Source organism: Allobosea sp. GW821-FHT10B12, assembly GCF_059415545.1.
Map to the genome: position 1 here is coordinate 113572 of NZ_JBWKNL010000001.1, position 25665 is coordinate 139236.

Genomic DNA, 25665 nt, shown 5'->3' on the forward strand with positions numbered 1-25665 from the left:
ATGCGCCGGGAGAGCACGACCTGCTGCATCGCCGGCGGCGGCCCGGCCGGGATGATGCTCGGCTTCCTGCTCGCGCGCGCCAGGGTCGAGGTGATCGTCCTGGAGAAGCACGCCGATTTCCTGCGCGATTTCCGCGGCGACACCATCCATCCCTCGACCATGGAGGTGATGCACGAGCTCGGCCTGCTGGAGGAGTTCCTGAGGCTGCCGCATGTCAGGGAGGACGACATCGTCGCCCGCTTCGGAACCGAGGACATCACCGTCGCCGACTTCAGCCATCTGCCGGTCAAGGCGCCGTTCATCGCCTTCATGCCGCAATGGGACTTCCTCGATTTCCTTGCCGATCGCGGCCGGGCCTATCCGAACTTCCGGCTGCTGATGCGGACCAAGGCGACCGGGCTGATCGAGGCGAACGGGCGCGTCGCAGGCTTGAAAGCAGAAGATCCGGACGGCCCGCTGGAGATTCGCGCCGACCTCGTCGTGGCGGCTGACGGGCGGCGTTCCGATGTCCGCGAGGCGGCCGGCTTTACCGTCACGGAACTCGGCGCGCCGATGGACGTGCTCTGGTTTCGCTTCAGCCGCCGCGCAGACGAGCCGGCGCAGGCCTTCGGCCAGGTCGCAGCCGGGCGCTTCTTCATCCGGCTCAATCGCGGCGACTACTGGCAATGCGCCTTCATCATCCCGAAGGGCTCGCTCGACAGATTGCACGCGGCCGGGCTCGACGCTTTCAAGGCCGGCCTTCTCGCGCTCGCGCCCGAGCTCGCCGACCGTACCGATGAGCTCGCCTCATGGGACGACATCAAGCTGCTCTCGGTCGCGGTCGACCGGCTGGAGCGCTGGTGGCGGCCGGGGCTGCTCTGCATCGGCGACGCCGCCCACGCCATGTCGCCGATCGGCGGCGTCGGCATCAACCTGGCGATCCAGGACGCAGTTGCGACCGCCAATCTGCTGGCCAAGCCGCTACGCGCAAAGCGCTTGACCGACGCCGATCTCGCCGCCGTGCAAAAGCGGCGCGAATGGCCGGCCAAGCTCACGCAGGCCGCCCAGGTCGCGATCCAGAACCGGGTGATCACGCCGTTGCTCGCGGCCGACAAGCCGATCGGCCCGCCCTGGCCGCTCCGGCTGCTGCAGCGCTTCCCGCTGCTGCGCCGCCTGCCGGCGCGCATGGTCGGCATGGGCGTGCGGCCGGAGCATGTCGGGCGAGAACTCCCGCCTGCCAGATAGGATGTCGAGATCGCGGCTCTCTCCAGCCCACGACCGCGCTATCCTGATCGAGCTGGTGGCGAGGACCGGGATCAAGCTGACCGAACAAATGGCCAGCCAGAGGTAATGCCTCAGGGCGGTGAAAGGCTGGTCGCGATCTTGAGTGCGAGCGCAGTCGCGCCATTGGGCCGAAACATCGAATTGAAGGCTGCCTTCTCCATCAGCTCGACCGCGCGCGGCATGCCCATTTCCGCGTAGAAGGCACGGATGCGGGTCGTGCCGCTTTCGCTCAGAATCGTCTGGCCGGTCTGTTTTTCGGTACGCCGGGCCGGATGGAAGCCGAGGCCCGACAGCGCGGTCGAGCCTTCGAAAACGCCTTCGCCGCCAATATAGTGGCGCCGGACGCCACCAGCGAAAATAAAGGTGCACGCGCTGGAACAGGCGGCGCTGCCGGCATCGACCGCAGTAGCCAGCCCAGCCTGGCGTACGAGCCGACCGATCGCGAAAGCCGGCAGGATGTAGCCACCCCCGCTCGACAGATAGAGCACGCGCAAGGGCTTCGCCCGCGGCCGCTCCAGGAATGCCTTGAAACGCTTGTCGTCATCCGTCTCGATCGAGCCGGTGAGCCAGGCGGTGTCGCCGCTTTCCGAAAGCCAGATCGCGCGGGCAGGCTGAGCGCCGCCGCACAAGGCGAGACACAATAGAAACCAGTATGCAAGGCGCCGCATTGCCATCCCCCGATGCAATGAGGCTGCCATGCCGCAATTGCCCGCCAGCGGCAACGGCTTGATTTGACGCCTCGTAGAGCGTTCGTTAAATCGAACGGGACCGTTTCACGATCAGAATTGTCAGGGAGCACGCCATGACCGACCGCGCACCGGGTTTCCACACGCTCGCCGTTCATGCCGGCGCCGCTCCCGACGCAGCCACCGGCGCGCGCGCCACGCCGATCTACCAGACGACCTCCTTCGTCTTCGACGATGTCGACCATGCCGCCTCGCTGTTCGGGCTGCAGGCCTTCGGCAACATCTATACCCGCATCGGCAACCCGACGAATGCGGTGCTGGAAGAGCGCGTCGCGGCGCTGGAGGGCGGCACGGCTGCGCTCGCGGTGGCCTCGGGTCACGCCGCCGAGTTCCTCTGCTTCCACGCGCTGCTGCAGCCGGGCGACGAGTTCGTCGCCGCCAGGAAGCTCTATGGCGGCTCGATCAACCAGTTCAACCATTCCTACAAGAACTTCGGTTGGAACGTGATCTGGGCCGATTCCGATGACCTGGACGCCTTCGCCGCGGCGGTGACGCCGAAGACCAAGGCGATCTTCGTCGAATCCATCGCCAATCCGGGTGGCGTCGTCGTCGACATCGCCGCCATCTCGAAGATCGCCAAGCAGCACAACATCCCGCTGATCGTCGACAACACGATGGCGAGCCCCTACCTCATTCGCCCCTTCGAGCACGGCGCCGACATCGTCGTGCATTCGGCGACAAAATTCCTCGGCGGCCATGGCAACTCGATTGGCGGCCTGATCGTCGACGGCGGCTCGTTCAACTGGACCGGCGACGAACGCTACCCGATGCTGTCCAAGCCGCGGCCGGAATATAACGGCATGGTGCTGGGCGAGACCTTCGGCAACTTCGCCTTCGCGATCGCGACCCGCGTGCTCGGCCTGCGCGACATGGGCCCGGCGCTCTCGCCCTTCAACGCCTTCATGATCCTGACCGGCATCGAGACGCTGCCGCTGCGCATGCAGCGCCATTGCGACAATGCCCTGAAGGTCGCGACGCACCTGTCGAAGCATCCGGCGATCGAGTGGGTCAGCTATCCCGGGCTGGCCGGCGACAAATATCACGAGCTCGCCAAGCGCTATTCGCCCAAGGGCGCCGGCGCGGTGTTCACGCTCGGCCTCAAGGGCGGCTACGACGCCGGCGTCCAGCTGGTCTCGAAACTGCAGCTGTTCTCGCACCTCGCCAATATCGGCGATACGCGCTCGCTGGTGATCCACCCGGCCTCGACCACGCATCGCCAGCTCTCGGACGCGCAGAAGACGGCGTCAGGCGCCGGCCCGGAGGTGGTGCGCCTGTCGATCGGCATCGAGGATACCGAGGACCTGATCGCCGATCTCGATCAGGCGCTGGCCTGATCGAGCTCCTCGCGGATGCGGCGGGCGGTTGCCTGCTGCTCCTCGACGGGCGGGCGCGGGCAATCGCGATAGGTCACGACCTCTTCGGCGATATAGCGCCGGGAGGTCACGTCGTCCGAGCGCACCATCGGGATGAGATGGGCGTGGGCATGAGCGATATCGTTGCCCGTGAACATGAAGGCGACCTTCGGCACGCCGTAGATCCGCTTCAGCACCTTGGCCAGGCGCTGGCCGAGCTGGATCGTCTCGGCTGCGAGCTCGGGCGACAGCTCCTCGAAATAGGGATGGTGCGCGCGGCACGATCTGGACATGGCCAGGCCGCACCGGCGCGATGTCGAGGAAGGCGACGAGGTTCTGCGTCTCGGCGACGCGATGCGACGGGACCTTTCCGGCCGTGATCGCGCAGAACAGACAGCCGTCAGGCCGCATGCCTCTCTCCCTGCTGCGTGCGCGTCAGATGCACCACGCCCATCGCCAAGACGGTGAAGCCGAGCGCCTGATGGGCGAGCCCGGCCCAGAGCGGCACGACCAAAAGCAGCGTCACGATGCCCAAGGCAGATTGCGCGAGCACGAGCCCGGCGATGGCAGTAGCGCGCTTGGCAGCGCCCGAACCCGGCGCGGCGCGGCGCAGGCTAAGCACCTGCCAGAGCGCGAAGGCGAACAGGATGTAGGCGCCGATGCGGTGGTTGAACTGCACCAGCGCGACATTGTCGACGAAGTTCTCCCAGAATGGCGTGCCGGCGAAGAGGGTCGCGGACGACGGCACCAGCACGCCATCCATCAATGGCCAGGTGTTGAAGGTGAAGCCGGCCTTGGAACCGGCGACGAGCCCGCCGAGCGCGATCTGAACGAAGAGCAGGAAGAGCAGGAGCCAGGCGCCCGCCCTGCCCTGCATCGGCTCGGTCCGCCGCAGCGGCGTCAGCCAGGTGGCGAAGGCGATGACGCTGGCGAAGAAGAAGCCAGCGAAGGTCAGGTGCAGCGTCAGCTTGACCGGGGCGACCGCGATCATTCCGGGCTCCAGTCCCGAGGCGACCATGATCCAGCCGATCGTGCCCTGCAGGCCGAGCAGCAGGCCCATGCCGAACAGGATCGCCGTCTCAGGCCACGGCATCGACCGCCGCAGCAGCACGACGAGGAAGCCGGCGAGGTAGAGCAGACCGATGAAGCGGCCGAGCTGGCGGTGGCCCCATTCCCACCAGTAGATGAACTTGAAATCGGCGAGCTCCATGCCGGAGTTCAGCAGCTGGTATTGCGGGCTGAGGCGATACTTCTCGAATTCGAGCGCCCAGGCAGCGTCGGAGAGGGGCGGGATCGCGCCGGTGACGGGGCGCCATTCGGTGATCGAGAGGCCGGAGCCGGTCAATCGCGTCGCCCCCCCGACCACGACCATGACGAAGACGAGGAAGGCGACGGCCCAGAGCCAGCGGCGGATGCCGGCATGGCTTGCTGCGGCCGGAACGGCAGGCTGATCGAGCGCGATCGTCACGGCGGCGGGACCTCGGGTCGCAGGCGGCAGAGTTGATTGCGCTTCACAAGCGCGGCGGCGGGTGACAGATAGTCCGCCCTCGATTCCTGAACAACGCCCGCAATGCCGCAGCCGGACCGAAGATCGCCATGAGACAGACCCATCGCAAGCTCATCGGCACGGTCGTGATGATCGTCTTCGTCTGCGTCTACGCGCTCGTCGCCATGGCGTTGGCACAGGGGCGGATCACCGAAGCCTCGAAACCGGTGCAGACCGTCGCCTATATCGTGCTCGGGCTGATCTGGGTGCTGCCGCTGCTGCCACTGATCCGGTGGATGGAGCGCAAGGACGAGGTCTGAGGCAGCCGAGCCGGACGACGCCCCCATGCGCCCCGCGTCGACCGCCCTGCCCCACCCACCCTTGCCGGCGCCCCCACCCGCGCGCATAAGCCGCCTCGCTCCCGCAAGGCCTTAAAGCCAGTGTCCCCAGCCGCGCCTGCCTCCCCCCGTCTCGCCGTCGGCTTTGCCTGCGGCATCCTTTCAGCCGTGATCTGGGGGGTACAGGCGGTGATCTCGCGGCAATCGGTGGCCGACGGGCTCTCGGCCGGCGACGTCACGATCCTGCGCTTCCTCGCCGCCTCGCTGGTGCTGCTGCCTTTCGCGCTGAAGCGATTGAAGCCCTTCCCGGTCGGCAAGCTCGGCTGGAAGAGAGCGCTGATCCTCACCGCCATCGTCGGCCCGAGCTACAGCCTGATCCTGGTCGGCGGCGCGCATTTCGCCCCGGCCCTGCACTCCTCGGTGATCTCGCCCGGGCTAATCCCGGTCGCGACCGCGCTGCTCGCGGTCCTCGTCCTCGGTGATCGGATCAGCCCGCTCAGGGTGATCGGGCTCGGCATCATCGTCGCCGGGATCGTGGTGTTCTCCTTCGAGGCGATAGCCAACACGCCGACCCGCGCGGGCGCCTGGATCGGCGACCTCCTCTTCGTGCTGATCGCCCTGCTCTGGTCGGTGTTCGGCCTGCTCGCAAGGCGCTGGGGGGCGGACGCGGTCGAGGTCACCATGGCGACCTGTCTGCTCTCGGTGCCGCTCCTGCCGCTGCTGGCGCTGGTGCAGCCGGTCAACCTGCTGCAGGTGCCGCTTTCGGCCGTCGCGCTGCAGGCGCTCTATCAGGGCGTCCTCGTCGGCGCCGTCGCGCTCTTCCTCTATACGGAAGCCGTCGCGATCCTTGGCGCGGCGCGCGCTGCCCTGTTCCTGCCGCTGGTGCCTGTCGTCACGGCGCTGTCGGGCGCCGCCTTCCTCGGTGAGAGCGCCTCGCCACTGGAGATCGTCGGCATGCTGCTCGCGGTCACCGGCATGCTGGTGGCGCTCAAGGCGCCGAGCCACGCCTGACGCCCACTCAGCCCTTGTGGTCCTTGGCGATCGGCTCGACATAGGACAGGCCCATGTCCCAGGGGAAATAGATCCAGGTGTCCTGGCTGACCTCGGTGACGAAGGTGTCGACCACCGGCACGCCGGCCGGCTTGGCGTAGACCGTGGCGAAATGCGCGTTGGGCAGCATCTCGCGCACGACGCGGGCGGTCTTGCCAGTGTCGGTCAGGTCGTCGACGACGAGCACGCCCTTGCCCTTGCCGTCGCCGATGGCGCGGATCGAGGGGGCGATCTCCTTCATCACCTTGAGCTCCGACTGGTTCTTGTAGTCGTGATAGCTCGCGACGCAGACGGTCTCGATCATGCGCAGACCGAGCTCGCGGCAGATGATTGCCGCCGGCACCAGCCCACCGCGCGTGATGCAGACCATCGCCTCGAACGGCCCGGCATCGGCGAGACGCCAGGCGAGCGCGCGGGCGTCGCGGTGGAACTGATCCCAGGAAACGGGGAAGGCCTTGTTGGAAGAGGGCTCGGCCATGGCTGGTCCTGCGGCAGGCTGAAAAAGAGCCTTTCCGCAAAGCGCATCCTGCCGCCGCTGGCAAGAGCCTCGTGGCCACAATCCCCGCCGCAGCGGACCGATTCAGGAACGATCGCGCCAGGCAGCGGTTGCTCCAGCGACAGGAACAGCACGCGGAGCCATGCCATGCTCATCGCCGTCCAGATCCTCGCAATCCTGCTCGCCGCCCTCTCGATGACGGCCGCGCTCGGCCATGCGCTGGAAATGCCAGGCAAGCTCCGGCTGGCGCAGGAGCACTATCTCGCGATCCAGCCGATCTACTATCCGGGCTTCACCATCGGCGGTGGGCTCGGCGAGATCGGCACGATCATCGTGAGCGCCGCGCTCGCGCTGATGCTGCCGCCCGGCAGCACCGCTTCAGGCCTCGCCTGGGCCGCCTGCGCCAGCGCGCTCATGGTCCAGGCGCTCTATTGGCTGCTAGTCCATCCGGTGAACAAGTTCTGGCTCAAGGACTCGGAGGTCGATGCCGCCAGCAAGGGCTTCTTCGCCATCGGCGCCGGCGATCAGGCCGGCGCCGACTGGAGAGCGCTGCGCGATCGCTGGGAACGCGGACACGCGATCCGCGCCGTCTTCGCGACGCTCGCCCTGGTGCTGATCGCGGCGTCAGCCGCGATCAGCTGACCGATCAGAACTCGGCCCAGCCGTCGTCGCCCCGGCCACCAGCCACCTTAACCCGTGGGAGCGGAGCGGGCCTGGCGGGCGCGGCTGCAGTCTTCATCGCCGGCAGGACCGAGCGCAGATCCGCCGCCAGTCGCGCGGGCTGGTCGCTGCCGCCGAGTCGGAAGGCTCCGACCAGTACTGCCAGCGCCTGCGTCTCGGCCTGCAGATCGCGTGACAGCTTCGAGCTGGAATCCGCCATCAGCGAGTTCTGCTGCGTCATCTCGTCCATATGGGCGACGGTCTTGGCCATTTCCTCGACGCCATTGGCCTGCTCGGTCGCCGCGCTCGAGATTTCGGCGATGGTGCCGGCGACACGGTTGGCCGCATCGACGATCTCCTCAAGCGTACGGCCGGCATCCTTGACCAATTGGACGCCGGAGCGGACCTGCTCGCTCGAATTGGCGATCAGCGATTTGATGCCGTTGGCGGATTCGCTGGAGCGGCCGGCGAGTGCCCGCACCTCCGAGGCGACGACTGCAAAGCCGCGCCCGGCATCGCCGGCACGCGCCGCCTCGACCGCGGCGTTGAGCGCGAGCAGGTTGGTCTGGAACGAGATCTCGTCGATCATCGAGATGATGTCGGCGATCGAGGTCGAGGCCTGTTCGATCCGGCCCATCGCCGCGACCGCATCGCTGACGATCGCCCCGCCGCGCGACGCCACGGTCTTGGCCTCGTCGCCGAGCGCCGCCGCCTGACGGGAATTGCCGGCACTGGTCTTGATCGAGGCCGCGAGTTCCTCGGTCGTTGCCGCGGTCTCCTGCAGACTCGAGGCCTGAGCCTCGGCGCGCTCGGCGAGCTCGACGCTCTCACCCGCCATCTTGTCGGCAGCTGCGCCGACCTTGCCGGAGATCGCGCCGACAGCGCCGATCACCTCGGCCATCGTCTCGATCAACTCGTTGATGCCGCCGCAGAGGACCGCGACCTCGCCCTCCTTGCCGGCCATGTCGATCCGGCTGGTGAGGTCCTTGTCCTTGGCCCGGCCGATAACCGCTTGCGCCTCGCCGACCGCCTTGGCGAGCTGGCGCGCCGCTTTCTGCTCGGTGATGTCGGTGGCGTATTTCACCACCTTGGTCGGCCGGCCCTTGGCATCCATGATCGGATTGTAGCTCGCCTGGATCCAGACTTCACAGCCGCCCTTGCCGAAGCGCTGGTACTGGCCGGAATCATATTCGCCGCGGCCGAGCTTCTCCCAGAACGAGCGGTACTCCGCCGAGCTGCGATAAGAGGCGTCGCAGAACATGCCGTGGTGCTTGCCCTTGATCTCGTCGAGCGAATAGCCCGTGACCGCGAGGAAGTTCTCGTTGGCGTCAAGGATATGGCCATCGAGCGTGAACTCGATCACCGCCATCGCCTTGCGGATCGCCGCGACCTGCCCGGCCATGTCGGCTTCGCGATTCTTCTGGTCGGTGATCACCGTCGCGAACTTGATGACCTTGACCGGCTTGCCTCCCCTGTCGAGGACCGGGTTGTAGCTCGCCTCGATCCAGAACTCGCTGCCGTCGGCGGCGACACGCAGGAACTGTCGCGCGTCGTACTCACCCTGCCGCAGCCGCTCCCAGAACGCCTTGTACTCGGCGCTCGCGGCCTCCTCCTTCGTCACGAACATGCTGTGATGGCGCCCCCGCACCTGCTCCAGCGTGTAGCCGACGGTCTTCAGGAAGTTCTCGTTGGCATCCAGGATGGTGCCGTCGAGCTTGAAACTGATCACCGCCATGGCGCGGTTCAGCGCCATCATCTCGCCTTCCAGCTCGCGGCGCGAAACGCCGCCCCCAAATGGATTTAGCCGCATGCCCCGTCCCCCGCATTCAGCCCCACGCGGACTCCTGGTCCGCAAGATCAGAATGGATGAGAATGGTTTATGACCCGCTAAGCCGAAGATCGAACGAAAGTTTAAACTGCTACCTCGGCAACATCGAACTAAAAAATTTTCGGCAAACATTCCAACGATCGCCGAGCAATCGCGTCGAATCGAAGCAAATACATCTCAGTTTACACTCAATCTAATCTTATTATAGTTCGCGCCAGCAAAGGGTGAGTCTCATTCTTTCCCTCGGGTCATCAGCGAATTGCTCAGAATCTTGAACTGGCTAAACTTTGAACGGCGTTAGAAATCTAAACATTACCAATCATAGGTTGCATATACTAAAAACACACCCTATAAGTCCAGGCGTCGCCGCTCTTCCTCCACCATCGCCTGCACCGCGGCAGTCGCCATCATCAGCTTCTCCGGATCGCGCGAGCGAATGACGATGTTGGTGTCCGGTCCCGTTTCCGACCAGAACGGGTAGGAGCCGATCGAGCAATCGGGATGGGCTTTCGCGATCTCGGCGAGCGGCGTGCCGATATCGCCTTCGCGCAGGCCCGCCCTCACCGTTTCCGACAGGATCCTGGCGCCGGTCTTCAGCGCCGGCGCGACGACGTCGAGCATGGCCTGCATGATCGCCGGCACGCCGGCCATGACATGGACGTTGCCGATCTTGAACCCCGGCGCCTTCGACACTGAATTGGCGATCAGGTCGGCTCCCTCCGGGATGCGCGCCATCCGCATCCTGGCCTCGTTGAGCTGATCCGCAGGGAAACGCTCGAGCAGCATGTCGACCGCACGCTGGTCGTAGCCGATCGGCACGCCGAAGGCCGCGGCGACCGCATCGGCGGTGATGTCGTCATGGGTCGGGCCGATGCCGCCGGTGGTGAAGACGTAGCTGTAGCGCGAGCGCAGCGCGTTCAGCGCCGAGACGATCTCGTCGGTCAAATCGGGCACAACCCGGACCTCACGCAGCTCGATGCCGATATTGGTCAGGTATTCGGCGATGTAGCCGATGTTCTTGTCCTTGGTCCGGCCGGAGAGGATCTCATCGCCGATCACCAGGATCGCGGCGGTGACCACCGGCTGGAAGGCGGGCGCTGGCGCTGCCGTCATGGGCACGTCCCTGCTGTTGGAAAAAGCCGCATGCTTGCCCCGATACGCGAGCGAGCTAAGCCGCTTGTGCGCAATTGCTCAAGCGGCGCGCCAGTCAGGGCCGCCATGCGCATGCGGCGGGCGCATCACGAGTTCGTGCGCTCGTAGACGAGGTTGAGCCGGGTCTGGGCGATCAGCTTGTAGCCCTTGCTCTCCAGCAGGGCCGGCAGGTCGGCCTGCCAGCGCCCGCGAGAATCCTCGACGATGACGAAGCCGGGCCAGAGCGCCTCTGGCGCATCACGCAGGAAAGGTTCGAGGATCAGATCCTCGGCGCCCTCGACATCGAGCTTGATCGCGTCGATCCGCTCATAGCCTTCGCTCTGCACCAGCGCGAGCAGGGTCGTCGCCGGCACTCGTACCGAATTGGCGTTGCTGGAGCGCAGGATGCGCACACTCGATTCGCCCTTGTTGGCGGGATCGAGGAACAGCGTCAACTCGCCCGGCTTGTCGGCGAGCGCGCAGGCGATCGCCTTGACCGTGCCGAACGGGTTCTGGGCGATATTGTAGGTCAGGCGCGCGAAGATCTCGGGCTGCGGCTCGACCGCAAGGATGCGCGCGCCCCGGCCGGCCCGAGCCGCGACGAAGAGCGAATAGGCGCCGATATTCGCGCCAACATCGATGAAGCTGAAACCCTCGCGGATCCGCGAGGCCAACAGTTCGCGCTCTTGGGCGTCGAAATATTGCGGCGTGAACAGCACCCGCTTCTCGCAGACATTGCCCTCGGGATAGAGCCGCATCTGCGCGCCGAGCGCCTCGATGTCCACGGGCTGGCCCTTGAGCCGGTTGAGCCCGAGGCGACGCAGCGCGAACGCGACCTTGCGGCCGAGGAAGGAGCCGGAGGCGCAGCGCGTCCAGCCGATGATGCGGGCGATGCTGCCCCGCGGCGCGAAGGTGCCGAAAGGCTGGTCCTCGGCCGGTCTGATCTCGTTGAATGCCATGGGCGCGCTGTACACCTCAAGCGCCGATGGCGCCAGAGCCGGATCGCAGCCGGGGCAGCGCAAAGGCGATGTCAGGCGGCATCGCTCGCCGCCGAAGTGCAATCGGCATGCAGCGGGCAGAGGCTGCCGCAATCGGCGACGCCGGCCAGGAGATAGCGCAGGCAGCAGAGCTTGCGGCGCCTGACCGGCTCCCCCTGCTCCATCGGATAGCGCACTGCCTCGTGCATCAGATTGCACTGGCCGGAGGGTTCCAACCGCCGCTCCAGCCGCAGGCGCGCTCGCGCGAGGGCCTGCGGCTCGGCGAGATCGGCGGGCAGCTGCTGCAGCGTCCATTCGAAGATCTGCGCCGCATTGACCCAGAGCAGCCGCGGCGAGACCCGGAACTGCCTGGTCAACAGCGCGATCAGCGGCGCGACATGGCCCTCGAACAGGCGCGCGAAAGGATCGCCGTCGGTGGATCGAGAAGCACCTTCGTCGGAGATCACGATCGCGCTCGTCAGTCCGGCCTCCTGCGGCACGATCGCGATCCGGTCGAGTTCCAGCGGCAGGTCGCGCTCGCCGAGCAGGATCGCAACGGTCGCCGGGATGACCAGCGCGCCGAAATGCCATTGCGACCACATCGAGACCAGCGCACGCCGGTCGCTGTCCGGATAGAGCGCGGCGAAGCGCTCCATCAGTCGGTCGGCCGCGCCTGCCAGAAGCTCCTGCCCGGAGACCGTCTCGCCGGCTCCGCCTGGTAGCACGAGCTTGTCCCGGTACCAGGCCAGCGCCTCCGGAAAGCGGGAAGCGAAGGATGGCAGCGGCCGGGTCTCGCTCATCCGAGCGCCGCCTGCTCCTGCGCCGCTGGCTGCTGCGGAGTCGCCGACCACCCGCCAAGCAGCGCCGCCAGAGGCGCGGCGACCAGGGCGGCAACGGCAGCGAGACCGAAGCAGACGCCGTAACCGAAATGCTGGGAGACCCAGCCGGCACCGATGCCGCCGGCCATGCTGACGAGCCCGTCCATGCATTGCAGGAGGGTGAAGTCAACACCGGCCTGGCGCGGATCGGACAGCGCCATGAAGCGGGCATAAAGCGCGACGAAGCCGAGCGCCATGATGCCGGAGGAGCTGGCCAGCGCCAGCGCGAGCACGAACGGCTGCGGCAGGCCGCGCCAGGCGGCGAAGGCGAGCCCGGCGAGCGAAATCGTCTGCAGCAGCAGCGCCAGCACGAGCACGCTGCGCGCGCCGAGAGCCCGCACCAGCGCGCCGCCGAGCAGCGCGCAGGCGAAGCCGACGGCAAGGCCGCCAATGCCGTTGACCAGCCCGATCGACTCAAGATCGAGCCCGCTGTCGACCAGATAGGCGCCGAGCATGGCGACACCCCATTTCTGCGCCGGCACATAGATCGCGGCGAGCGAGAGGCCGGCGCGCATCTCCGGCCGCTTCAGCGCCTGCTTCAGCGCGGGCTGGTGTGTCCGCCGTGCCGGCGCGGCCGGAGCCGGCGAGAGCAGGAAAGGCAGCGCCAGCACGACAAGCAGCCCGGCCATGGCGATGGTAGCGAATTGCCAGTCGAGCCGCGCCACCAGGACGAGGAACAGGCCCGAGCCGAGCGCCGAGCCGAGATAGGCGCCGCCAACCTGGGCGGCATTGCCCCAGCCATGATGGGCCTGAGCCAAGGTCTCGACCGCATGGCCGTCGCAGGCGATGTCGCCGGTCGAGGCGGAGAACGCGATCAGCACGAAGACACTGATCAAGGGGACGAACGCGACCGGCCCGATCAGGCCTACCGCGATGAGCCCCGCCGCCGAGACCATGGTCGTCGCCAGCACGATCGTGCGCGAACGCGCCGGACCGGTGCCCGGCAAACGGTAGCGCTCGATCGCCGGCGCCCACAAAAACTTCAGCGCCCAGGGCAGCACCGCGAGATAGGTCAGGCCGATCTGGTCGAGCGGCAGACCGCGCTCGCGCAGCACGCTGGGCAGGGCGATGAAGGTCAGCCCGCCGATGATGCTCTGGCCGACATAGAGACCACCGATAGCGAGGACGATCGCCGCCGGCGACAGCATGAGCGCCCTCACCAGCGATAGCGCAGGCTGGCGATGACCTTGCGTCCCTCGTCGAAATAGCAATAGCCGGCGGTGCAGGTCTGCTGGACCTCGTTCAGGAGGTTGGTGGCGTTGACCTGCAGCCGCATGCCCTTGAGCTGCGGGCTGAGGTTTTCGAGGTCGTAGCGGATCGAGCCGTCGACAAAGGTGCGCGCCTTGTTGTCGATCACCGGCCGGCCGAGATTGTCGCCGAGGCTGGAGCCGACATAGCGCACGCCGCCGCCGATCCCGAGCCCGCGCACCGGCCCGTCCTGCACGGTGTAGTCGAGCCAGAGCGAAGCCATGTGGTAGGGGATGCTGGAGAGGCGGTTGCCGACGGTCTCCTCGGTCAGCTTCTTGATGCGGGCGTCATTGTAGGAATACGACGCCTGCAGGCTCAGCCCGTTCGCCAGCGAGGCGACGCCCTCGATCTCGAAGCCGCTGGAGCGCAGGTCGAGCTGGACCTGGCGGTTGAGGCCGTCGACGACCTCGTAGACCACGCCATTGTCCTGGCGAATGTTGAACACCGCAGCGCGCAGCGAGGCATTATAGCCCGGCAGGTCGTATTTCACGCCGAGCTCGGCCTGCTTGCCGCTCGTCGGCTGGGCGACGCCGCCATTCAGCACCGTGCCGGGATTGGGTACGAAGGAGGTGCCGTAGCTGACATAGGGCGCGAGCCCGAAATCGGTGACGTAGCTCAGCGCGGCGCGGCCAGTGAACTTGCCGTCGGTGCGCTTGCTTTCGGTAGGCACGGCGCCGGCGGCGCCAGCCTCGAATTTGCTGTCGACCCAGTCATTGCGGACGCCGGCGGTGAGACGCCAGCCGCCCCATTTCATCTGGTCCTGCAGATAGACGCCGGTCGTGGTCAGCGTCTGCTCGGTCCGCCACAGGAAGGCCGGGTTGTAACCGAGCGGCACGCCGCCAAAGGCCTCCTTGTTCTTGTAATGCAAACGGCTGACATCGACGCCGGCGAGCAGGGTATGGTCGACCGCGCCGGTCCGGACCTTCGCCTCCAGCGAGGTGTCGACCGAGAAGCCGGCAGTGTTCTCGCGGGTCAGGCCCGAGCCGAAATAGACATATTGCTGGTTGTTGCCGAGCTGCTGGTAGCGCGCCCGCTGGCGCAGCGTGAAGACCTCGTCGAACTTGTGCTCGAACTCGTAGCCGATGCGGGCCTGCTGCTGGCGGAAATCATTGTAGCGCTTGTCGCCGACATAGACCTTGGTCGCGCCCAGCGTCTTCGACAGGACATTGCCCTGGCGGTCGATATAGGGACCATACTGGTTGAGATAGGCCGCCGTGCCGCCGGTGGTCGAATCCATGTACTCGCCGAGCACGGTGAGCTTGGTCGCCTCGTTCGGCTTCCAGGTCAGCGCCGGCGCGATGAAGATGCGGTCGTCCTTCATCGCGCTGATGTCGGTCTTGGCGTCGCGGACGAGGCCGGTCAGGCGGTAGAGCAGCGTCCCCTCCGGATTGGCCGGGCCGGAGATGTCGAAATTGAACTGCTTGCGGCCGAAGGAGCCGCCCTGGACCTCGATCTCGCGGAACGGCGTTTCGGTCGGCCGCTTCGAGATCAGGTCGACGATGCCGGCGCTGGTGCTGGCGCCGTAGATCGCCGAAGCCGGGCCGCGCAGCACGCTGATCGCCTCAAGTCCATAGGGTTCGAGCCGCATCAGCCCGTTCGGGCTGCCGATCTGGCGCAGGCCGTCGCGGAAGACGGCGTTGTGGGTGACGTCGATGCCACGGATGGTGAAGGCGTCATAACGCGGGTCGAAACCATAGGTGCCGATGCGCGCGCCCGGCGTATAGGCCAGCGCCTCCAAGAGGTTCTGCGGCTTGCGTTGTTCGAGCTGCGTCTGCGTCACCGTCGAGATCGACATCGGCGTCTCGAGCAGCGCCGTGTCTGTCTTGCTGGCGCTGCGGCCGGAGGTCGCGACATAGCCATTGGCGGTGAAGACGCCCTTCTCGCCGCTGCCCTGCCCCTCGACGACGATCGTATCGAGCTGGATCTGCCGTGCACTCTCAGCCTGCGCGAAGGCCGCGGCTGGAGCGAGGAAGAGAGCCGACGAGGCCAGAAGCGCTGAACGAAGAGTCATGACAAGGCAGTTCCGGAGATGAAATCACCGGACCGGGTATCAATATTGTTAGATGACGGTCAACGAAAACTTGTTTTTAATTATTCAAAACTGAGAAATGGCACAACGTACCAAAGAATAATTGGAAAATGATACATTAATATACAATGCTAATTCCTTCTACACTCGACGTTCGGCAAACTCACCGTTGAAGTCAGGACCGGCCGTCAGCATGCGAAGGACAAAGCTCCTGGCGCCCGTATGTCATCTCACCCTCCGCACCAGCGCCGGATTTTTTTGAAGCTGCGCGAACCATTCGCGGCAGAGCGTCCCTCTTTCGGGTATTCAACCCGGAGACGCACATCATGATCTACCGAAAGAACCTGCCCCGCTGGGAACGTCTGATGCGCCTCGGTGCGGCGCTGGGCCTGGGTCTTTGCGCCGTTCTGTTCCGCGACGGCACGCTCGGCCTCGTTTTTGCAGCCGGCGCGGTCATCACCGCGCTGACCTCGGCCTTCGGCTTCTGCCCGATGTGCGCCATGGTCGGGCGCCGTCTGCCCGGCGATGGCGGGGCCGGTCAGTGAGCGGCCTGCTGGCGCTGCCGCACGATCTCGTCGAGCGCGCCCGCGCCGGCGATCCTCGCGCACTGGAGACCATGCTGGCGCTCTGCCGCACCGACATCACGCGCTACGCCCGCCGTCATTGCGAGGCCGAGGATGTCGAGGAGGCGGTCCAGGACGCTCTCTGGATTCTGTATCGCCGGCTCGGCGGCCTCCGAAGCGCCGCCGCCCTCGCCGGCTGGCTGCTCCAGATCATCCGCCGGACCTGCCTCGCCCTACTCAGACGGCGGCATCGTCATCTGCCGATCGAGGACGCACCGGCTGCGGCCCTGCGCGACGGCGGAGCCAGCGACCTCGAATTGCGCCTCGCCATCACCGGCATCATCGCTGGACTGCCGCAAAGCTATCGCGAGGTGCTCCTGCTGAAGGATGTCCAGGGCCTCTCCGCCGACGAGGCGGCGAACACGCTGGGCATCTCGCCGGAGGCGGCGCGCAGCCGCCTGCACCGGGCGCGAGCGCTGGTACGCGCCGCGCTGACGGAGCAGGCTGGCCCTGGCCGAAAGGCGGTGCCGGCATGAGCTTCGGCAACGCCTCGATCACGATCCATCTGCTGCGTGGAGTGCTCGGAATTCTCGCGCTGCTGCTCGCAGCCTGGAGCTACAAATGGCTCGGCCTGTTCTCCTTGCTGCTTCTGCCGGTCGCGCTGTGGGCGCTGAAGGGCTGCCCCCTCTGCTGGGCGATCGGCCTGTTCGAGACGCTCATCGCAAGAAAAACCAAGCATGAAACCGGTGAAGGCGAGGGTAAAGCGACAACGTGCCAGTGCCCCGATGCTTGCGCGCCCCGCCAAACCCAATAGATAAGGAGGTCAAGGAGCGGCCTTAAGGAATGACCCTGAACGACTCGATCTCACGCGCGAGGCGCGACCCCGCCATCAAGCTGCACGGCCCCGAAGCCTTCGCGGCGATGCGCAAGGCCGGGCAGCTCACCGCGCGCGGCCTCGACATGCTCGCCGGCGAGGTCAAGCCCGGTGTCACCACCCAGCGCCTCGACGACCTCGCCTTCCAGTTCGCCATGGACAACGGCGCCTATCCGGCGACTTTGTTCTATCGCGGCTACACCAAGTCGATCTGCACCTCGATCAACCATGTCGTCTGTCACGGCATCCCCGACGACAAGCCGATGCGCGAGGGCGACATCGTCAACATCGACTACACGCTGATCGTCGATGGCTGGCATGGCGATTCCAGCCGGATGTTCGCGGTCGGGGACATCCCGCGCAAGGCCGAGCGGCTGGTCGAGATCACCTATGAGAGCCTGCTGCGCGGCATCCGCGCGGTGCGGCCCGGCGCGACCACCGGCGATATCGGCTTCGCCATCCAGCGCTATGCCGAGGGCGAGCGCTGCTCGGTGGTACGCGACTTCTGCGGCCACGGCCTCGGCCAGGTCTTCCACGATGCGCCGAACATCCTGCACTACGGCAGCCCCGGCGAGGGCGTCGAGCTCAAGCCCGGCATGCTCTTCACCATCGAGCCGATGATCAATCTCGGCAAGGCGAGCGTGAAGGTGCTCTCCGACGGCTGGACGGCGGTGACACGCGACCGCTCGCTCTCGGCCCAGTTCGAGCACACGATCGGCGTGACCGATACCGGCTGCGAGATCTTCACGCTCTCGCCCGCCGGCCTCGACAACCCGCTCGCGCCGCGCACATGAAGAACGGCGGCAACGGCAAATCAGCCCCGTTTGCCGCCGCCCCGGACGACGCCCAGCCACATCATCTCGGCCACCGTGAGCGCTTGCGCCAGCGGTTCCTCGACGCCGGCGATGCCGCCCTGCCCGATTACGAACTGCTCGAGCTGCTGCTCTTCCGCTCGATCCCGCAGCGCGACGTCAAGCCGCTCGCCAAGCAGCTGATCCAGCATTTCGGCTCCTTCGCCGAGGTGATCGGCGCGCCGGTCTCGCGCCTGACGGAGGTCAAGGGCATCGGCGAGAGCGTCGCGCTCGATCTCAAGATCGTCGAGGCGGCGCTGAAGCGGACCATGAAAGGCCAGGTCGCCAAGAAGCCGGTGCTCTCCTCCTGGTCCTCGGTGATCGACTATTGCCGCCTCGCCATGGCCTTCGCCGAGCGCGAGCAGTTCCGCATCCTCTTCCTCGACAAGAAGAACGCACTGATCGCCGACGAGGTGCAGCAGACCGGCACCGTCGACCACACCCCGGTCTATCCGCGCGAGGTTATGCGCCGGGCGCTCGAGCTATCCGCGACCGCCCTGATACTGGTGCACAACCATCCCTCCGGCGACCCGACCCCGTCCGGCGCCGACATGCGCATGACCCGCGAGCTGGTCGACATCGCCAAGCCCCTCGGCATCGCGATCCACGACCACATCATCGTCGGCCGCGACGGCCATGCCAGCTTCAAGGGCCTGGGACTGATCTGAACGCAGCCATCGTGAGCGCAGCGCGCCAGCGTCTACGCGGACGTTGCTGCGCATTCGCGTGCCTGCTCGCACAGCCATGTGCAGAGGTGTCGAGGCGCCGGCCGAGTGTCATCGGCACGCACCAGCGCAAAGTGCCATGCCGGCCCGCTCAGGACGCACGGGAACGGCGCGATCAGCTGGCCTTCGGCCAGAAGCGGCCGAAACAGCGAAGGCGACAGCAGCGCGACGCCCGCCCCCACGACCGCTGCATTGGCGTCCAGCTCATGCGTCGGATAGTCGACGGCGACAAATCGTAGACGCTTCGGCGCTCCGCATCGAGCTTCGGCAAACCAGCGCTCCCAATCTGGATGCGGCAGGAGCTCGAAATCGGCCAGCTCTTCGGGCGACGACAATGTCCGTCCGCCAAGCAGCGAGGGCGCCAGCATTGGCGTCGCGTCGACCGGAACCAGCGGAAACTCCTGCAGCCCGCGCCAGCCGCCGCGGCCTGTCCTTATGGCGACATCGAATGCATGCGGGTCGCGCAGTTCCGACGAAACGTCGAGCTCGACCAGGCCGGTGCCGGATGCCGGATAGCGTGCCAGCCGCGGCGCCAGCCAGCGCGATGCGAATGTCGGCGGCGCCGTCAGCCGCACCGGCGGGATCGTGGCACGAAACTCATCGACAGCCCCGGCGATACCGGCCAGCGCTTCGCGGACCCGGCTCGCCAGAACCGATGCGGCGGCGGTTGGGACAACCCGCCGCCCGGAGCGCACGAAGAGCGCCTGATCGAGCTCGGCCTCAAGCGTACGAATGCGCAGGCTGACGGCTGCCGGCGTCAAGAACAAGCGTTCGGCCGCCCGCGCGAAACTGCCGGCCGAGACGCATGCTTCCAGGACTCGCAGCGATTCCAGCGACGGCCTCATGATCAGTTTCTCTTGTGGTGATGACAAGCAAAGCGCGTTTTGAGGAGAAGGCAGGCCTCCCTACCGTCGCGCGATCGAGAGGAGACGTGCCTTGCCCCTGCAATCGCGCCCATTGTTCACACTTTTGCTCTCACTGCATCCAACGCTCGACCTGGGGCTGACACCGGCCGGCGGCCGACGCGTTTTCGCGGTTTCGGGCGGCAGTTTCGAAGGAGAACGCCTGAGGGGGACGGTGTCGCCGCTGATCGGCTCCGATCTCCTTCTCGCCCGCACCGACGGCACCTTTCAGCAGGATGTCAGGCTCCTCCTCGTCGCCGACGATGGCGCCCTGATCCTGATGACCTATCGTGGCGTCAGGCGAGCCTCACCGGCCGTTGACAAGCGTCTGGCCCGCGGCGAGACGATACACCCCTCCGCATACTATCTTCGCACGACACCCATTTTCGAGACATCGGCGCCGGAGCATGCCTGGCTGAACGGCATCGTCGCCGTCGCCAAGGGAGCCCGCCGTCCGGATGGCGTCGAATACGACGTGTTCGAGATTCTCTGATTGCGGAGTAGCACAACGCGGCAAGCCGCGGTTCAGGCCCGAGTTGCAGCCCGGATCGCGCCCGGCGACTCCCCCAAGGTCCGCCGCATCGCGCGGGCCAGTGCCGAGCCCGAGTCGAAGCCGGTGCGCCAGGCGACCTCGCCGACAGGAAGCGTCGTCTCGGCAAGCAGGCGACGCGCGGCCTCAATGCGCTGACCGTTGCGATAATCACCGATCGACATGCCGGTGAACTGCCGGAACAACCGCGTCGCCTGCCGCCGCGACAGGCCGAAGGCGTCGGCGAGCTCGTCGAGTGGCATCTCCTCGTGCAAGCGCTCGTCTATGGCCGAGCGCATCTCAGCGACGAGCGCGCTGCCATGGTCATCACTGCTCGCGCTGGAAAGCGGCTCGCTTTGCTCGATGCGGGCCAAAGTCGCGATGAGCAGGGCTGCGGCCAGATGGTCCTGTGCAGCGTTGGGCACGACATCGGCAGCATCCGAGCAGCACAGGCGAAGCAGCGTCCGCATCAGCGGCGTCGCCGCGAACATGGATGGCCGCTTGATACGGCGTTCGAGCGGACGCGACGGCGCAAACTGCGCGAGCGCCGCTTCCGTCAGATAGAGCGCCACATGATTGCTCGCGTGGCGGAGCGCCTGCGACTCATGCGCCTGCATTGTCGGGACGACGACGAACCGATCCTCGCTGAGCCACGTCACCGACCGACGCGTTTCGTCTCGAAAGGCGATCGTGCCGCGGGCGGGCACCAGGATCATCGCGCAGTCGTGCCAATGCCACTGCGTTCGATAGTGCAGGCCGCCGCCGGTCACGACGGCGCGCTGCTCGCTCGCATCGAGAAGACGCGGCGGCGGCGCCGAATGCCGGATGTGCTCGAAGGATCGAAGCATGCGGTGCTACCCTAGCACATTCCGAGAAAAACCCTGGGCTCGTTAAGCCGCTCTGGCCCGCTGGGTCGCACGATATGGCCCGTTGGGACGCGCAGGATTCAGCCCAGGCCGGCAAGCTCCGCCCATGATACCAGAGCCCTTCACCACCCTGCGCTATGCCGAACAGGTCTTCACGGTCAACGTGTTCGGCAACGGACCCGGCGGCGGCAACCCCGCGCCCATCGTCGTCGATGCCCGTCAGCTCGATGGCGAGGCGATGCGCCAGGTCGCTGCCCGGCACGGCCATGAGAGCGCCTTCGTCCTGCCCGGGAGCGACGGCTGCGACTACGAGTTCCGCTTCTTCGTGCCGAACCACGAAATGGAGATGTGCGGCCATGCCACGCTCGGCACGGTCTGGCTGCTCGACCACCTCGGGGAGCTGCCCAGGCGCACCGTCTCGATCGCGACCCTGTCGGGACCGGTTCAGGCCCGCGTCGAGAACGGCCAGGCGAGCGTGAGCCAGCCTCGAGGGCGATCCACCGACATCGACGCCCCCGGCGCCGTGCTCGACGTGCTCGGCCTGCGCCCGTCCGACTTGCTGGACTACCCGGTGGTCAACGCCGCAACCAGTCGCGTCAAGACGCTGGTCCCACTGCGTTCGGTCGAGATCCTGAACGGCCTTCAGCCCGATTTCGCCCGGATCGAAGCCCTCTGCGATGCGATCGGCTCAACCGGGCTTTATCCGTTCGCTCCCGTCGATGCGGACGCAGGCGTCTTCTCGGCCCGGCAGTTCCCGCGCTCCTCCGGCTATCAGGAAGACGCGGCAACCGGCATCGCCGCCGCCGCGCTGGCCTGGAGCGCCTGGGATCTCGGCCTGACATCGAAGCCTCGCGTCATCGTCCGCCAGGGCGAGGCGATGGGACGGCCGTCGCAGATCACGGTCGAGCCAGAGGACGACCGGTGCTGGCTCTCCGGCCAGGCCGAACTCATGGGGGAGACGCCGCTATGAACCGCCGCCTGTTCCTTGCTGGCCTTGCCGCCCTGACGGTTGACAAGAGCTTCGCCCAGCAGGCTGCAGCATCCTGGCCGACCAAGCCGATCCGTTTCATCGTGCCCTACGCGGCCGGCGGCCCGACCGATGTCGCGGCGCGCATCCTCGCCGAGACGCTGTCCCAGCGCCTGCCTCAGCATGTCGTTGTCGAGAACATCACTGGAGCAGGCACAGTCGTCGGCACCACCAGGGCCGCCGCTGCGAAGGATGGCCACAGCTTCCTGATCGCGACGGTCGCGCATGCCGTGAACGCCGTGCTCTACGCCAATCTGACCTTCGATCCGGTCAAGGATTTCCGGAGCGTGGCCCTGATGGGCACTGTCTCGCAGATCGTGCTGGTCAGGAAAAATTTCGCCGGAAACTCGCTCGCCGATCTTCTGGCGGCAGCACGAGCCAAGCCGGGAGGCCTGACCTATGGCTCGGCCGGCATCGGCTCGGCTCAGCATCTCGCCGCCGAGCTGCTGGCGAACCTGGCGCAGGTCAAACTCGTCCACGTCCCCTATCGCGGCGCCGGGCCGGCCGTCACCGACCTGATCGGCGGCCAGCTCGACCTCGTGATCGACAGCGCCGCGACCGCGCTCACGCAGGTCAAGGGCGGCGCCTTGCGTGCACTGGCGGTGACGACGAAGGAGCGGCTGCCCGCCTTGCCGGAGCTGCCGACCGTGGCCGAAACCCTGCCGGGCTACGAGGCCTACACCTGGAACGCAGTGCTTGCACCGACCGGCACCTCGCCCGAAATCCTCGCCGCGATGAACAGGATCACCAACGCCGCCTTGGCCGATCCCGCCCTGATCCGGCGCTTCGAGGAGATCGGCATCTCGGTCGCCAGGAACTCGACGCCTGAGGCAACGGACGCTTTCATCGCCGCCGAGATGGCGAAATGGCAGCCGCTCCTGCGCAGCGCCGGGATTGCGCCGAACCAGTGAGTTCCCACGGCGGGCCCGGCAGCCACCGTCGTCATGCTCGCCCTTGTGGCGAGCATCCACGTCTTGAGCACCATTCGCGCTGGAAGAAGACGTGGATGGTCGGGACAAGCCCGACCATGACGGAAGAGGTTCACACCTCCTGCATCATGATGCCGAACTCACCTAGCCGCCGCATCAGGTGGCCGGTGTCGACCAGCGTTTCCGGCAGATGCAGGCCGCTCGTCGGGCGCGCCTTGCCAGCGAGGCCGAACAGGCCTTCGATCACCACGGCGATGCCCTTGGCGCTGAGCGCGGCGTAGCCGTCCGGATCGACCAGTTCCCAGCGGAAGCGGCCCGCGCGGCCGTTCTTGCGCTGGCCGGTGATCTCGATGATCACCTCGTGCGAAGGTTCCTCGCCGCGCAGAGTGCTCGCGGTCTGCCCCTCGGCGAAATCGACGCGCACGCTCTTCGCCCCGCTCGCCGACAAGCTGAAGACGTCGACCAGGCCGACGGTCGCGCCCTGATGCGCGCGGCCATCGACGCCAGTGTAGCTGCGCTCGGTTTGCGGCGCCGCGATCCAGCGCCACAAGCCTTCCGACTTGACCAGCGGCGCCGGACCGATTGCGCCGATCCGGTCCATGTCCTTCTGCGAGGCGAGGCCGAGCGGATCGGCTGGATCGAAGACCAGGCCGACCTCGATCGCATCGACGCGCTCGAAATCGGAGGCGGCATGCAACGCCGCGAGCGCCGGCACCGAACCCATGCTGTGGCCGAGCAGCACGACCGGCGCAGCCTTGGGATGACGGATGAAGCCGGCGATGGCGGGACCGACCTCGAAGACACCGTCCGACAGCGCGACATAAGCCGCGCCCTGCGCCGCCGCCCATTTCTGCGTACGCAGCGAGAGATCGCGCACCGCCATCAGCACGACCGCCGGCTTGAGATCGGCCGGCAGGCCGAGATCGTCGCGCTCGAGATCAAGCGGAGCGCTCGTGGCATGGTCGAGTTCCATCGCCAGCGCTTCAGCCTTGGCGGTATCGCGGCCGGCGATGACCAAGCGGAGTTCGGGATGGAGCTGGCGCAGGGCCCGCGCCGTGCGGGAGCCGACGCTGCCATAGCCGCCCAGGATCAGGACGGGCCCCAGAACGGGATCAGCCATTGGCGTTGCCCTCCGTGAAAACCGCACCAAACTCCTTCATCCGCGTGACGTAATAGGCCGGCTCGATCACGCTTTCGGGGAAGTAGAGGCCGGGCTTCAGCGCCTCACCGCCGGAAAGCCCGAGCGCCCGCTCGGTCGCGAGCGCGACGCCAAGCGCGGTCAGCGGCGCCTGCCCCTGCGGGTGCACCACCTCGTAGCGGCGCGTGGCGCGCTCGCCCGAGTGCAGCACGCCCTCGATCGTGATCACGCTCTCGGTCGAGAACGGCTCGCCACGGCGACGGCTTGCCGAGACATCGAAGGCGAGGTCGAAGCGGATGTTCTTCGCGTTTGTCGCGGAGGCAAGGCCGAGCACGTCGAGCGGGCCATAGGCCGCGGCCGGAAGCTCGGCCCCGTCGACGCTGCGATAGCGCGCCTTGGCCTCCTCGCCGGCGATCCAGGCGAAGCGGCCGTCCTTCAGCGTCAGCGTCGCCGAACCGGCCTGGGTGATGCGGTCATAGTCGGCCGAGGCGGCCTGCCCGCCCATGTCCTGCTGATCGAGCAGCACGCCAACATGGATCGAATCGATACTGCGAAATGCCTTGGCGTAGTCGAGCGTCGGGAACAGCGCCGCCCCGGCAAGCCACTGGCTGGCGAGCACGACCGGCGCGGCCTGCGGCGCATGGATGAAGCGGGCAGCTTCGATGCCGATCTCGAAGGCGCCGCTGGAAACGCTGAGATGCGGGATGCCGTGTCGCTGCGCGTAGGGGAGCGCATGGCTCCAGTCGTCCTTGACGAAGACGATGACGGCGCTGAAGCGCGCATCCTTCGGCAAGCCGAGATCGGGCTTGGAGAGGTCGGCGGTGAGCGCCTCCACACCAAGCTTCCGCGCCACGGCCTGCGCCTTGGTGAGGTCGCGGCCGGCGACCGTGACGGGCAGGTTAGGATGCAGGCGCTGGATCGTCGCGACGGCCTGCGCGCCGACGACCCCCGAGCCGCCGATGACGAGGACGGGATGCTGCGTGGTGGACATGGAAGGGTCTCCTTGGCGGGCCGGCTCCGGAGGGCTGGCATTCCTACTAAAAGTAACTTACTATAAGTAGTAATGCATTTTACCCCTTGTCAAGCGGGCCTTCGCCGGGATTCTTGAATCGCCATGCCACCGACTTTCGCCGTCGCCTCGACCCGCAAGCTGCCGAAGCAGGAACGCCGCGAGCAGTTGCTCGACTGCGCCCAGGCGATGGTGCGCGAGGAAGGCACGGAGGCGCTGACGCTGGCGCGGGTCGCCGAGCGTGCCGGCGTCACCAAGCCGGTCGCCTACGACCATTTCGGCACGCGCGAAGCTCTGATGGTCGAGCTCTTCCGGCGCATCGACGACCGGCAGACCGCCCTGCTCGTCGACACGCTGAAGACGACGGCGGGGCGCCTCGATGCCATCGCCGCGACGATCGCGGCCGCCTATATGAGCTGCGCCCTGGAAGTCGGGACCGAGTGGTACGCACTCTCGGCGGCACTGAAAGGCAGCGAGGCGATGGAGACGGAGCTGCGCGAGCTCGTCGCCCGCTATGTCGGGATCTGGCAGGGCGCCTTCGCGCCGCATGCGCGCCATCTTCCAGCGGACGAATTGCAGCTGCGCTGCATCGGCATCCTCGGCGCGGGCGAGGCGATCTCGCTCGAATTGCTGCGCCGCCAGATCGACCAGGAACGGGCCTCGGCAGCGCTGGCGACCTTGATTACGGCGACGATCGGCGCGCCGGCCCCGGCAGCCGCGCGCTGACCCCTGCCCAAGAATGAGGCAAGCCTAGCCAAAGTGCTTGGCAA

Annotated in this window: 28 protein-coding genes; 14 read left to right on the top strand and 14 right to left on the bottom strand. The window is 66.8% G+C overall.

The window, feature by feature from the left end:
* A complete protein-coding gene (locus tag AC07O0_RS00575; RefSeq protein WP_494619163.1) occupies positions 1–1224 on the top strand; it encodes an FAD-dependent oxidoreductase in 1224 nt (407 codons plus the stop codon).
* A 110-nt stretch (positions 1225–1334) separates the two neighbouring features.
* Here the strand turns inward: AC07O0_RS00575 and AC07O0_RS00580 are convergent, their stop codons facing one another.
* Complete coding sequence (locus tag AC07O0_RS00580; RefSeq protein ID WP_494619164.1) at positions 1335–1961, bottom strand: hypothetical protein; 627 nt, start codon at positions 1959–1961, stop codon at positions 1335–1337.
* 104 nt (positions 1962–2065) lie between these two features.
* Here AC07O0_RS00580 and AC07O0_RS00585 point away from each other — a divergent pair, with 104 nt between their 5' ends.
* A complete protein-coding gene (locus tag AC07O0_RS00585; RefSeq protein WP_494619166.1) occupies positions 2066–3343 on the top strand; it encodes an O-acetylhomoserine aminocarboxypropyltransferase in 1278 nt (425 codons plus the stop codon).
* On the opposite strand, the gene AC07O0_RS00590 is transcribed toward AC07O0_RS00585, so the two are convergent.
* The gene (locus tag AC07O0_RS00590; RefSeq protein WP_494619168.1) at positions 3328–3654 is read right to left on the bottom strand and encodes an HIT family protein; all 327 of its coding nucleotides are present in this window, start codon (positions 3652–3654) and stop codon (positions 3328–3330) included. The two genes, AC07O0_RS00585 and AC07O0_RS00590, sit on opposite strands and share 16 nt — an antisense overlap.
* 107 nt (positions 3655–3761) lie before the next feature.
* The gene (locus tag AC07O0_RS00595; RefSeq protein WP_494620624.1) at positions 3762–4859 is read right to left on the bottom strand and encodes a COX15/CtaA family protein; all 1098 of its coding nucleotides are present in this window, start codon (positions 4857–4859) and stop codon (positions 3762–3764) included.
* A 98-nt stretch (positions 4860–4957) separates the two neighbouring features.
* Here AC07O0_RS00595 and AC07O0_RS00600 point away from each other — a divergent pair, with 98 nt between their 5' ends.
* Together AC07O0_RS00600 and AC07O0_RS00605 are read left to right on the top strand one after the other, a co-directional pair.
* Complete coding sequence (locus AC07O0_RS00600) at positions 4958–5167, top strand: DUF2842 domain-containing protein (protein ID WP_494619170.1); 210 nt, start codon at positions 4958–4960, stop codon at positions 5165–5167.
* Between the two features lie 120 nt (positions 5168–5287).
* Complete coding sequence (locus tag AC07O0_RS00605; RefSeq protein ID WP_494619172.1) at positions 5288–6196, top strand: DMT family transporter; 909 nt, start codon at positions 5288–5290, stop codon at positions 6194–6196.
* Between the two features lie 7 nt (positions 6197–6203).
* On the opposite strand, the gene gpt is transcribed toward AC07O0_RS00605, so the two are convergent.
* Positions 6204–6713, bottom strand: coding sequence for a xanthine phosphoribosyltransferase (gpt, locus tag AC07O0_RS00610; protein WP_494619174.1), 510 nt, complete (start codon positions 6711–6713; stop codon positions 6204–6206).
* Positions 6714–6878: 165 nt separating this feature from the next.
* Between gpt and AC07O0_RS00615 the strand changes: the two genes are divergently transcribed.
* A complete protein-coding gene (locus AC07O0_RS00615) occupies positions 6879–7373 on the top strand; it encodes an anthrone oxygenase family protein (RefSeq protein WP_494619176.1) in 495 nt (164 codons plus the stop codon).
* Positions 7374–7377: 4 nt separating this feature from the next.
* Here AC07O0_RS00615 and AC07O0_RS00620 read toward each other — a convergent pair whose 3' ends face one another.
* From AC07O0_RS00620 to AC07O0_RS00645, 6 genes are all read right to left on the bottom strand, one after another.
* The gene (locus AC07O0_RS00620) at positions 7378–9201 is read right to left on the bottom strand and encodes a methyl-accepting chemotaxis protein (protein WP_494619178.1); all 1824 of its coding nucleotides are present in this window, start codon (positions 9199–9201) and stop codon (positions 7378–7380) included.
* Between the two features lie 366 nt (positions 9202–9567).
* Entirely contained in the window at positions 9568–10332 is a 765-nt protein-coding gene (locus AC07O0_RS00625; protein ID WP_494619180.1) for a competence/damage-inducible protein A, read from the bottom strand.
* A 125-nt stretch (positions 10333–10457) separates the two neighbouring features.
* Positions 10458–11309, bottom strand: coding sequence for an FkbM family methyltransferase (locus AC07O0_RS00630; RefSeq protein ID WP_494620626.1), 852 nt, complete (start codon positions 11307–11309; stop codon positions 10458–10460).
* A 71-nt stretch (positions 11310–11380) separates the two neighbouring features.
* Positions 11381–12127 (bottom strand): siderophore-iron reductase FhuF, encoded by a 747-nt coding sequence (gene fhuF, locus AC07O0_RS00635; protein WP_494619182.1) that lies wholly within the window; start codon positions 12125–12127, stop codon positions 11381–11383.
* Positions 12124–13353: an MFS transporter gene (locus AC07O0_RS00640; RefSeq protein WP_494619184.1), complete on the bottom strand. Its 1230-nt coding sequence runs from the start codon at positions 13351–13353 to the stop codon at positions 12124–12126. The genes fhuF and AC07O0_RS00640 overlap by 4 nt, the downstream gene beginning before the upstream one ends.
* Positions 13354–13361: 8 nt before the next feature.
* Positions 13362–15464 (bottom strand): TonB-dependent siderophore receptor, encoded by a 2103-nt coding sequence (locus AC07O0_RS00645; RefSeq protein ID WP_494619186.1) that lies wholly within the window; start codon positions 15462–15464, stop codon positions 13362–13364.
* 344 nt (positions 15465–15808) lie between these two features.
* On the opposite strand from AC07O0_RS00645, the gene AC07O0_RS00650 reads away from it, so the two are divergent.
* Genes AC07O0_RS00650 through radC form a run of 5 tightly spaced genes read left to right on the top strand, consistent with a single transcriptional unit; the run spans position 15809 to position 18438 of the window.
* Positions 15809–16027 (top strand): YgaP family membrane protein, encoded by a 219-nt coding sequence (locus tag AC07O0_RS00650; RefSeq protein ID WP_494619188.1) that lies wholly within the window; start codon positions 15809–15811, stop codon positions 16025–16027.
* Entirely contained in the window at positions 16024–16581 is a 558-nt protein-coding gene (locus AC07O0_RS00655) for an RNA polymerase sigma factor (RefSeq protein WP_494619190.1), read from the top strand. Before AC07O0_RS00650 ends, AC07O0_RS00655 begins: the two co-directional genes overlap by 4 nt.
* Complete coding sequence (locus tag AC07O0_RS00660; RefSeq protein ID WP_494619191.1) at positions 16578–16859, top strand: hypothetical protein; 282 nt, start codon at positions 16578–16580, stop codon at positions 16857–16859. Before AC07O0_RS00655 ends, AC07O0_RS00660 begins: the two co-directional genes overlap by 4 nt.
* Positions 16860–16888: 29 nt before the next feature.
* The gene (gene map / locus AC07O0_RS00665) at positions 16889–17713 is read left to right on the top strand and encodes a type I methionyl aminopeptidase (RefSeq protein ID WP_494619193.1); all 825 of its coding nucleotides are present in this window, start codon (positions 16889–16891) and stop codon (positions 17711–17713) included.
* A complete protein-coding gene (gene radC / locus AC07O0_RS00670) occupies positions 17710–18438 on the top strand; it encodes a RadC family protein (RefSeq protein ID WP_494619195.1) in 729 nt (242 codons plus the stop codon). Before map ends, radC begins: the two co-directional genes overlap by 4 nt.
* 32 nt (positions 18439–18470) lie before the next feature.
* Here radC and AC07O0_RS00675 read toward each other — a convergent pair whose 3' ends face one another.
* A complete protein-coding gene (locus tag AC07O0_RS00675) occupies positions 18471–19340 on the bottom strand; it encodes a LysR family transcriptional regulator (protein WP_494619197.1) in 870 nt (289 codons plus the stop codon).
* A 91-nt stretch (positions 19341–19431) separates the two neighbouring features.
* On the opposite strand from AC07O0_RS00675, the gene AC07O0_RS00680 reads away from it, so the two are divergent.
* Positions 19432–19890 carry a DUF3237 domain-containing protein gene (locus tag AC07O0_RS00680; protein WP_494619199.1) on the top strand — a complete coding sequence of 153 codons (459 nt, stop codon included), beginning with the start codon at positions 19432–19434 and terminating at the stop codon, positions 19888–19890.
* 32 nt (positions 19891–19922) lie between these two features.
* Here AC07O0_RS00680 and AC07O0_RS00685 read toward each other — a convergent pair whose 3' ends face one another.
* Positions 19923–20774, bottom strand: a complete 852-nt coding sequence (locus AC07O0_RS00685; protein WP_494619201.1) for a helix-turn-helix domain-containing protein — start codon at positions 20772–20774, stop codon at positions 19923–19925.
* 124 nt (positions 20775–20898) lie between these two features.
* On the opposite strand from AC07O0_RS00685, the gene AC07O0_RS00690 reads away from it, so the two are divergent.
* Positions 20899–21762, top strand: coding sequence for a PhzF family phenazine biosynthesis protein (locus AC07O0_RS00690; RefSeq protein ID WP_494619203.1), 864 nt, complete (start codon positions 20899–20901; stop codon positions 21760–21762).
* Positions 21759–22730 (top strand): Bug family tripartite tricarboxylate transporter substrate binding protein, encoded by a 972-nt coding sequence (locus tag AC07O0_RS00695; protein ID WP_494619205.1) that lies wholly within the window; start codon positions 21759–21761, stop codon positions 22728–22730. The genes AC07O0_RS00690 and AC07O0_RS00695 overlap by 4 nt, the downstream gene beginning before the upstream one ends.
* Positions 22731–22860: 130 nt before the next feature.
* Here AC07O0_RS00695 and AC07O0_RS00700 read toward each other — a convergent pair whose 3' ends face one another.
* Both AC07O0_RS00700 and AC07O0_RS00705 read right to left on the bottom strand, forming a co-directional pair.
* A complete protein-coding gene (locus AC07O0_RS00700; protein ID WP_494619207.1) occupies positions 22861–23868 on the bottom strand; it encodes a saccharopine dehydrogenase NADP-binding domain-containing protein in 1008 nt (335 codons plus the stop codon).
* Entirely contained in the window at positions 23861–24877 is a 1017-nt protein-coding gene (locus AC07O0_RS00705; protein ID WP_494619209.1) for a saccharopine dehydrogenase family protein, read from the bottom strand. The genes AC07O0_RS00700 and AC07O0_RS00705 overlap by 8 nt, the downstream gene beginning before the upstream one ends.
* A 123-nt stretch (positions 24878–25000) precedes the next feature.
* Between AC07O0_RS00705 and AC07O0_RS00710 the strand changes: the two genes are divergently transcribed.
* The gene (locus tag AC07O0_RS00710; protein WP_494619211.1) at positions 25001–25621 is read left to right on the top strand and encodes a TetR/AcrR family transcriptional regulator; all 621 of its coding nucleotides are present in this window, start codon (positions 25001–25003) and stop codon (positions 25619–25621) included.
* Positions 25622–25665: the final 44 nt, after the last annotated feature.

Excerpts from the sequence above, each read along its gene's own strand:
- AC07O0_RS00575 (WP_494619163.1), top strand. The coding sequence starts at position 1 with ATGCGCCGGGAGAGCACGACCTGCTGCATCGCCGGCGGCGGCCCGGCC.
- AC07O0_RS00580 (WP_494619164.1), bottom strand. The coding sequence starts at position 1,961 with ATGGCAGCCTCATTGCATCGGGGGATGGCAATGCGGCGCCTTGCATAC.
- AC07O0_RS00585 (WP_494619166.1), top strand. The coding sequence starts at position 2,066 with ATGACCGACCGCGCACCGGGTTTCCACACGCTCGCCGTTCATGCCGGC.
- AC07O0_RS00590 (WP_494619168.1), bottom strand. The coding sequence starts at position 3,654 with ATGTCCAGATCGTGCCGCGCGCACCATCCCTATTTCGAGGAGCTGTCG.
- AC07O0_RS00600 (WP_494619170.1), top strand. The coding sequence starts at position 4,958 with ATGAGACAGACCCATCGCAAGCTCATCGGCACGGTCGTGATGATCGTC.
- gpt (WP_494619174.1), bottom strand. The coding sequence starts at position 6,713 with ATGGCCGAGCCCTCTTCCAACAAGGCCTTCCCCGTTTCCTGGGATCAG.
- AC07O0_RS00615 (WP_494619176.1), top strand. The coding sequence starts at position 6,879 with ATGCTCATCGCCGTCCAGATCCTCGCAATCCTGCTCGCCGCCCTCTCG.
- AC07O0_RS00620 (WP_494619178.1), bottom strand. The coding sequence starts at position 9,201 with ATGCGGCTAAATCCATTTGGGGGCGGCGTTTCGCGCCGCGAGCTGGAA.
- AC07O0_RS00625 (WP_494619180.1), bottom strand. The coding sequence starts at position 10,332 with ATGACGGCAGCGCCAGCGCCCGCCTTCCAGCCGGTGGTCACCGCCGCG.
- AC07O0_RS00630 (WP_494620626.1), bottom strand. The coding sequence starts at position 11,309 with ATGGCATTCAACGAGATCAGACCGGCCGAGGACCAGCCTTTCGGCACC.
- fhuF (WP_494619182.1), bottom strand. The coding sequence starts at position 12,127 with ATGAGCGAGACCCGGCCGCTGCCATCCTTCGCTTCCCGCTTTCCGGAG.
- AC07O0_RS00640 (WP_494619184.1), bottom strand. The coding sequence starts at position 13,353 with ATGCTGTCGCCGGCGGCGATCGTCCTCGCTATCGGTGGTCTCTATGTC.
- AC07O0_RS00645 (WP_494619186.1), bottom strand. The coding sequence starts at position 15,464 with ATGACTCTTCGTTCAGCGCTTCTGGCCTCGTCGGCTCTCTTCCTCGCT.
- AC07O0_RS00650 (WP_494619188.1), top strand. The coding sequence starts at position 15,809 with ATGATCTACCGAAAGAACCTGCCCCGCTGGGAACGTCTGATGCGCCTC.
- AC07O0_RS00660 (WP_494619191.1), top strand. The coding sequence starts at position 16,578 with ATGAGCTTCGGCAACGCCTCGATCACGATCCATCTGCTGCGTGGAGTG.
- map (WP_494619193.1), top strand. The coding sequence starts at position 16,889 with ATGACCCTGAACGACTCGATCTCACGCGCGAGGCGCGACCCCGCCATC.
- radC (WP_494619195.1), top strand. The coding sequence starts at position 17,710 with ATGAAGAACGGCGGCAACGGCAAATCAGCCCCGTTTGCCGCCGCCCCG.
- AC07O0_RS00675 (WP_494619197.1), bottom strand. The coding sequence starts at position 19,340 with ATGAGGCCGTCGCTGGAATCGCTGCGAGTCCTGGAAGCATGCGTCTCG.
- AC07O0_RS00685 (WP_494619201.1), bottom strand. The coding sequence starts at position 20,774 with ATGCTTCGATCCTTCGAGCACATCCGGCATTCGGCGCCGCCGCCGCGT.
- AC07O0_RS00690 (WP_494619203.1), top strand. The coding sequence starts at position 20,899 with ATGATACCAGAGCCCTTCACCACCCTGCGCTATGCCGAACAGGTCTTC.
- AC07O0_RS00695 (WP_494619205.1), top strand. The coding sequence starts at position 21,759 with ATGAACCGCCGCCTGTTCCTTGCTGGCCTTGCCGCCCTGACGGTTGAC.
- AC07O0_RS00700 (WP_494619207.1), bottom strand. The coding sequence starts at position 23,868 with ATGGCTGATCCCGTTCTGGGGCCCGTCCTGATCCTGGGCGGCTATGGC.
- AC07O0_RS00705 (WP_494619209.1), bottom strand. The coding sequence starts at position 24,877 with ATGTCCACCACGCAGCATCCCGTCCTCGTCATCGGCGGCTCGGGGGTC.
- AC07O0_RS00710 (WP_494619211.1), top strand. The coding sequence starts at position 25,001 with ATGCCACCGACTTTCGCCGTCGCCTCGACCCGCAAGCTGCCGAAGCAG.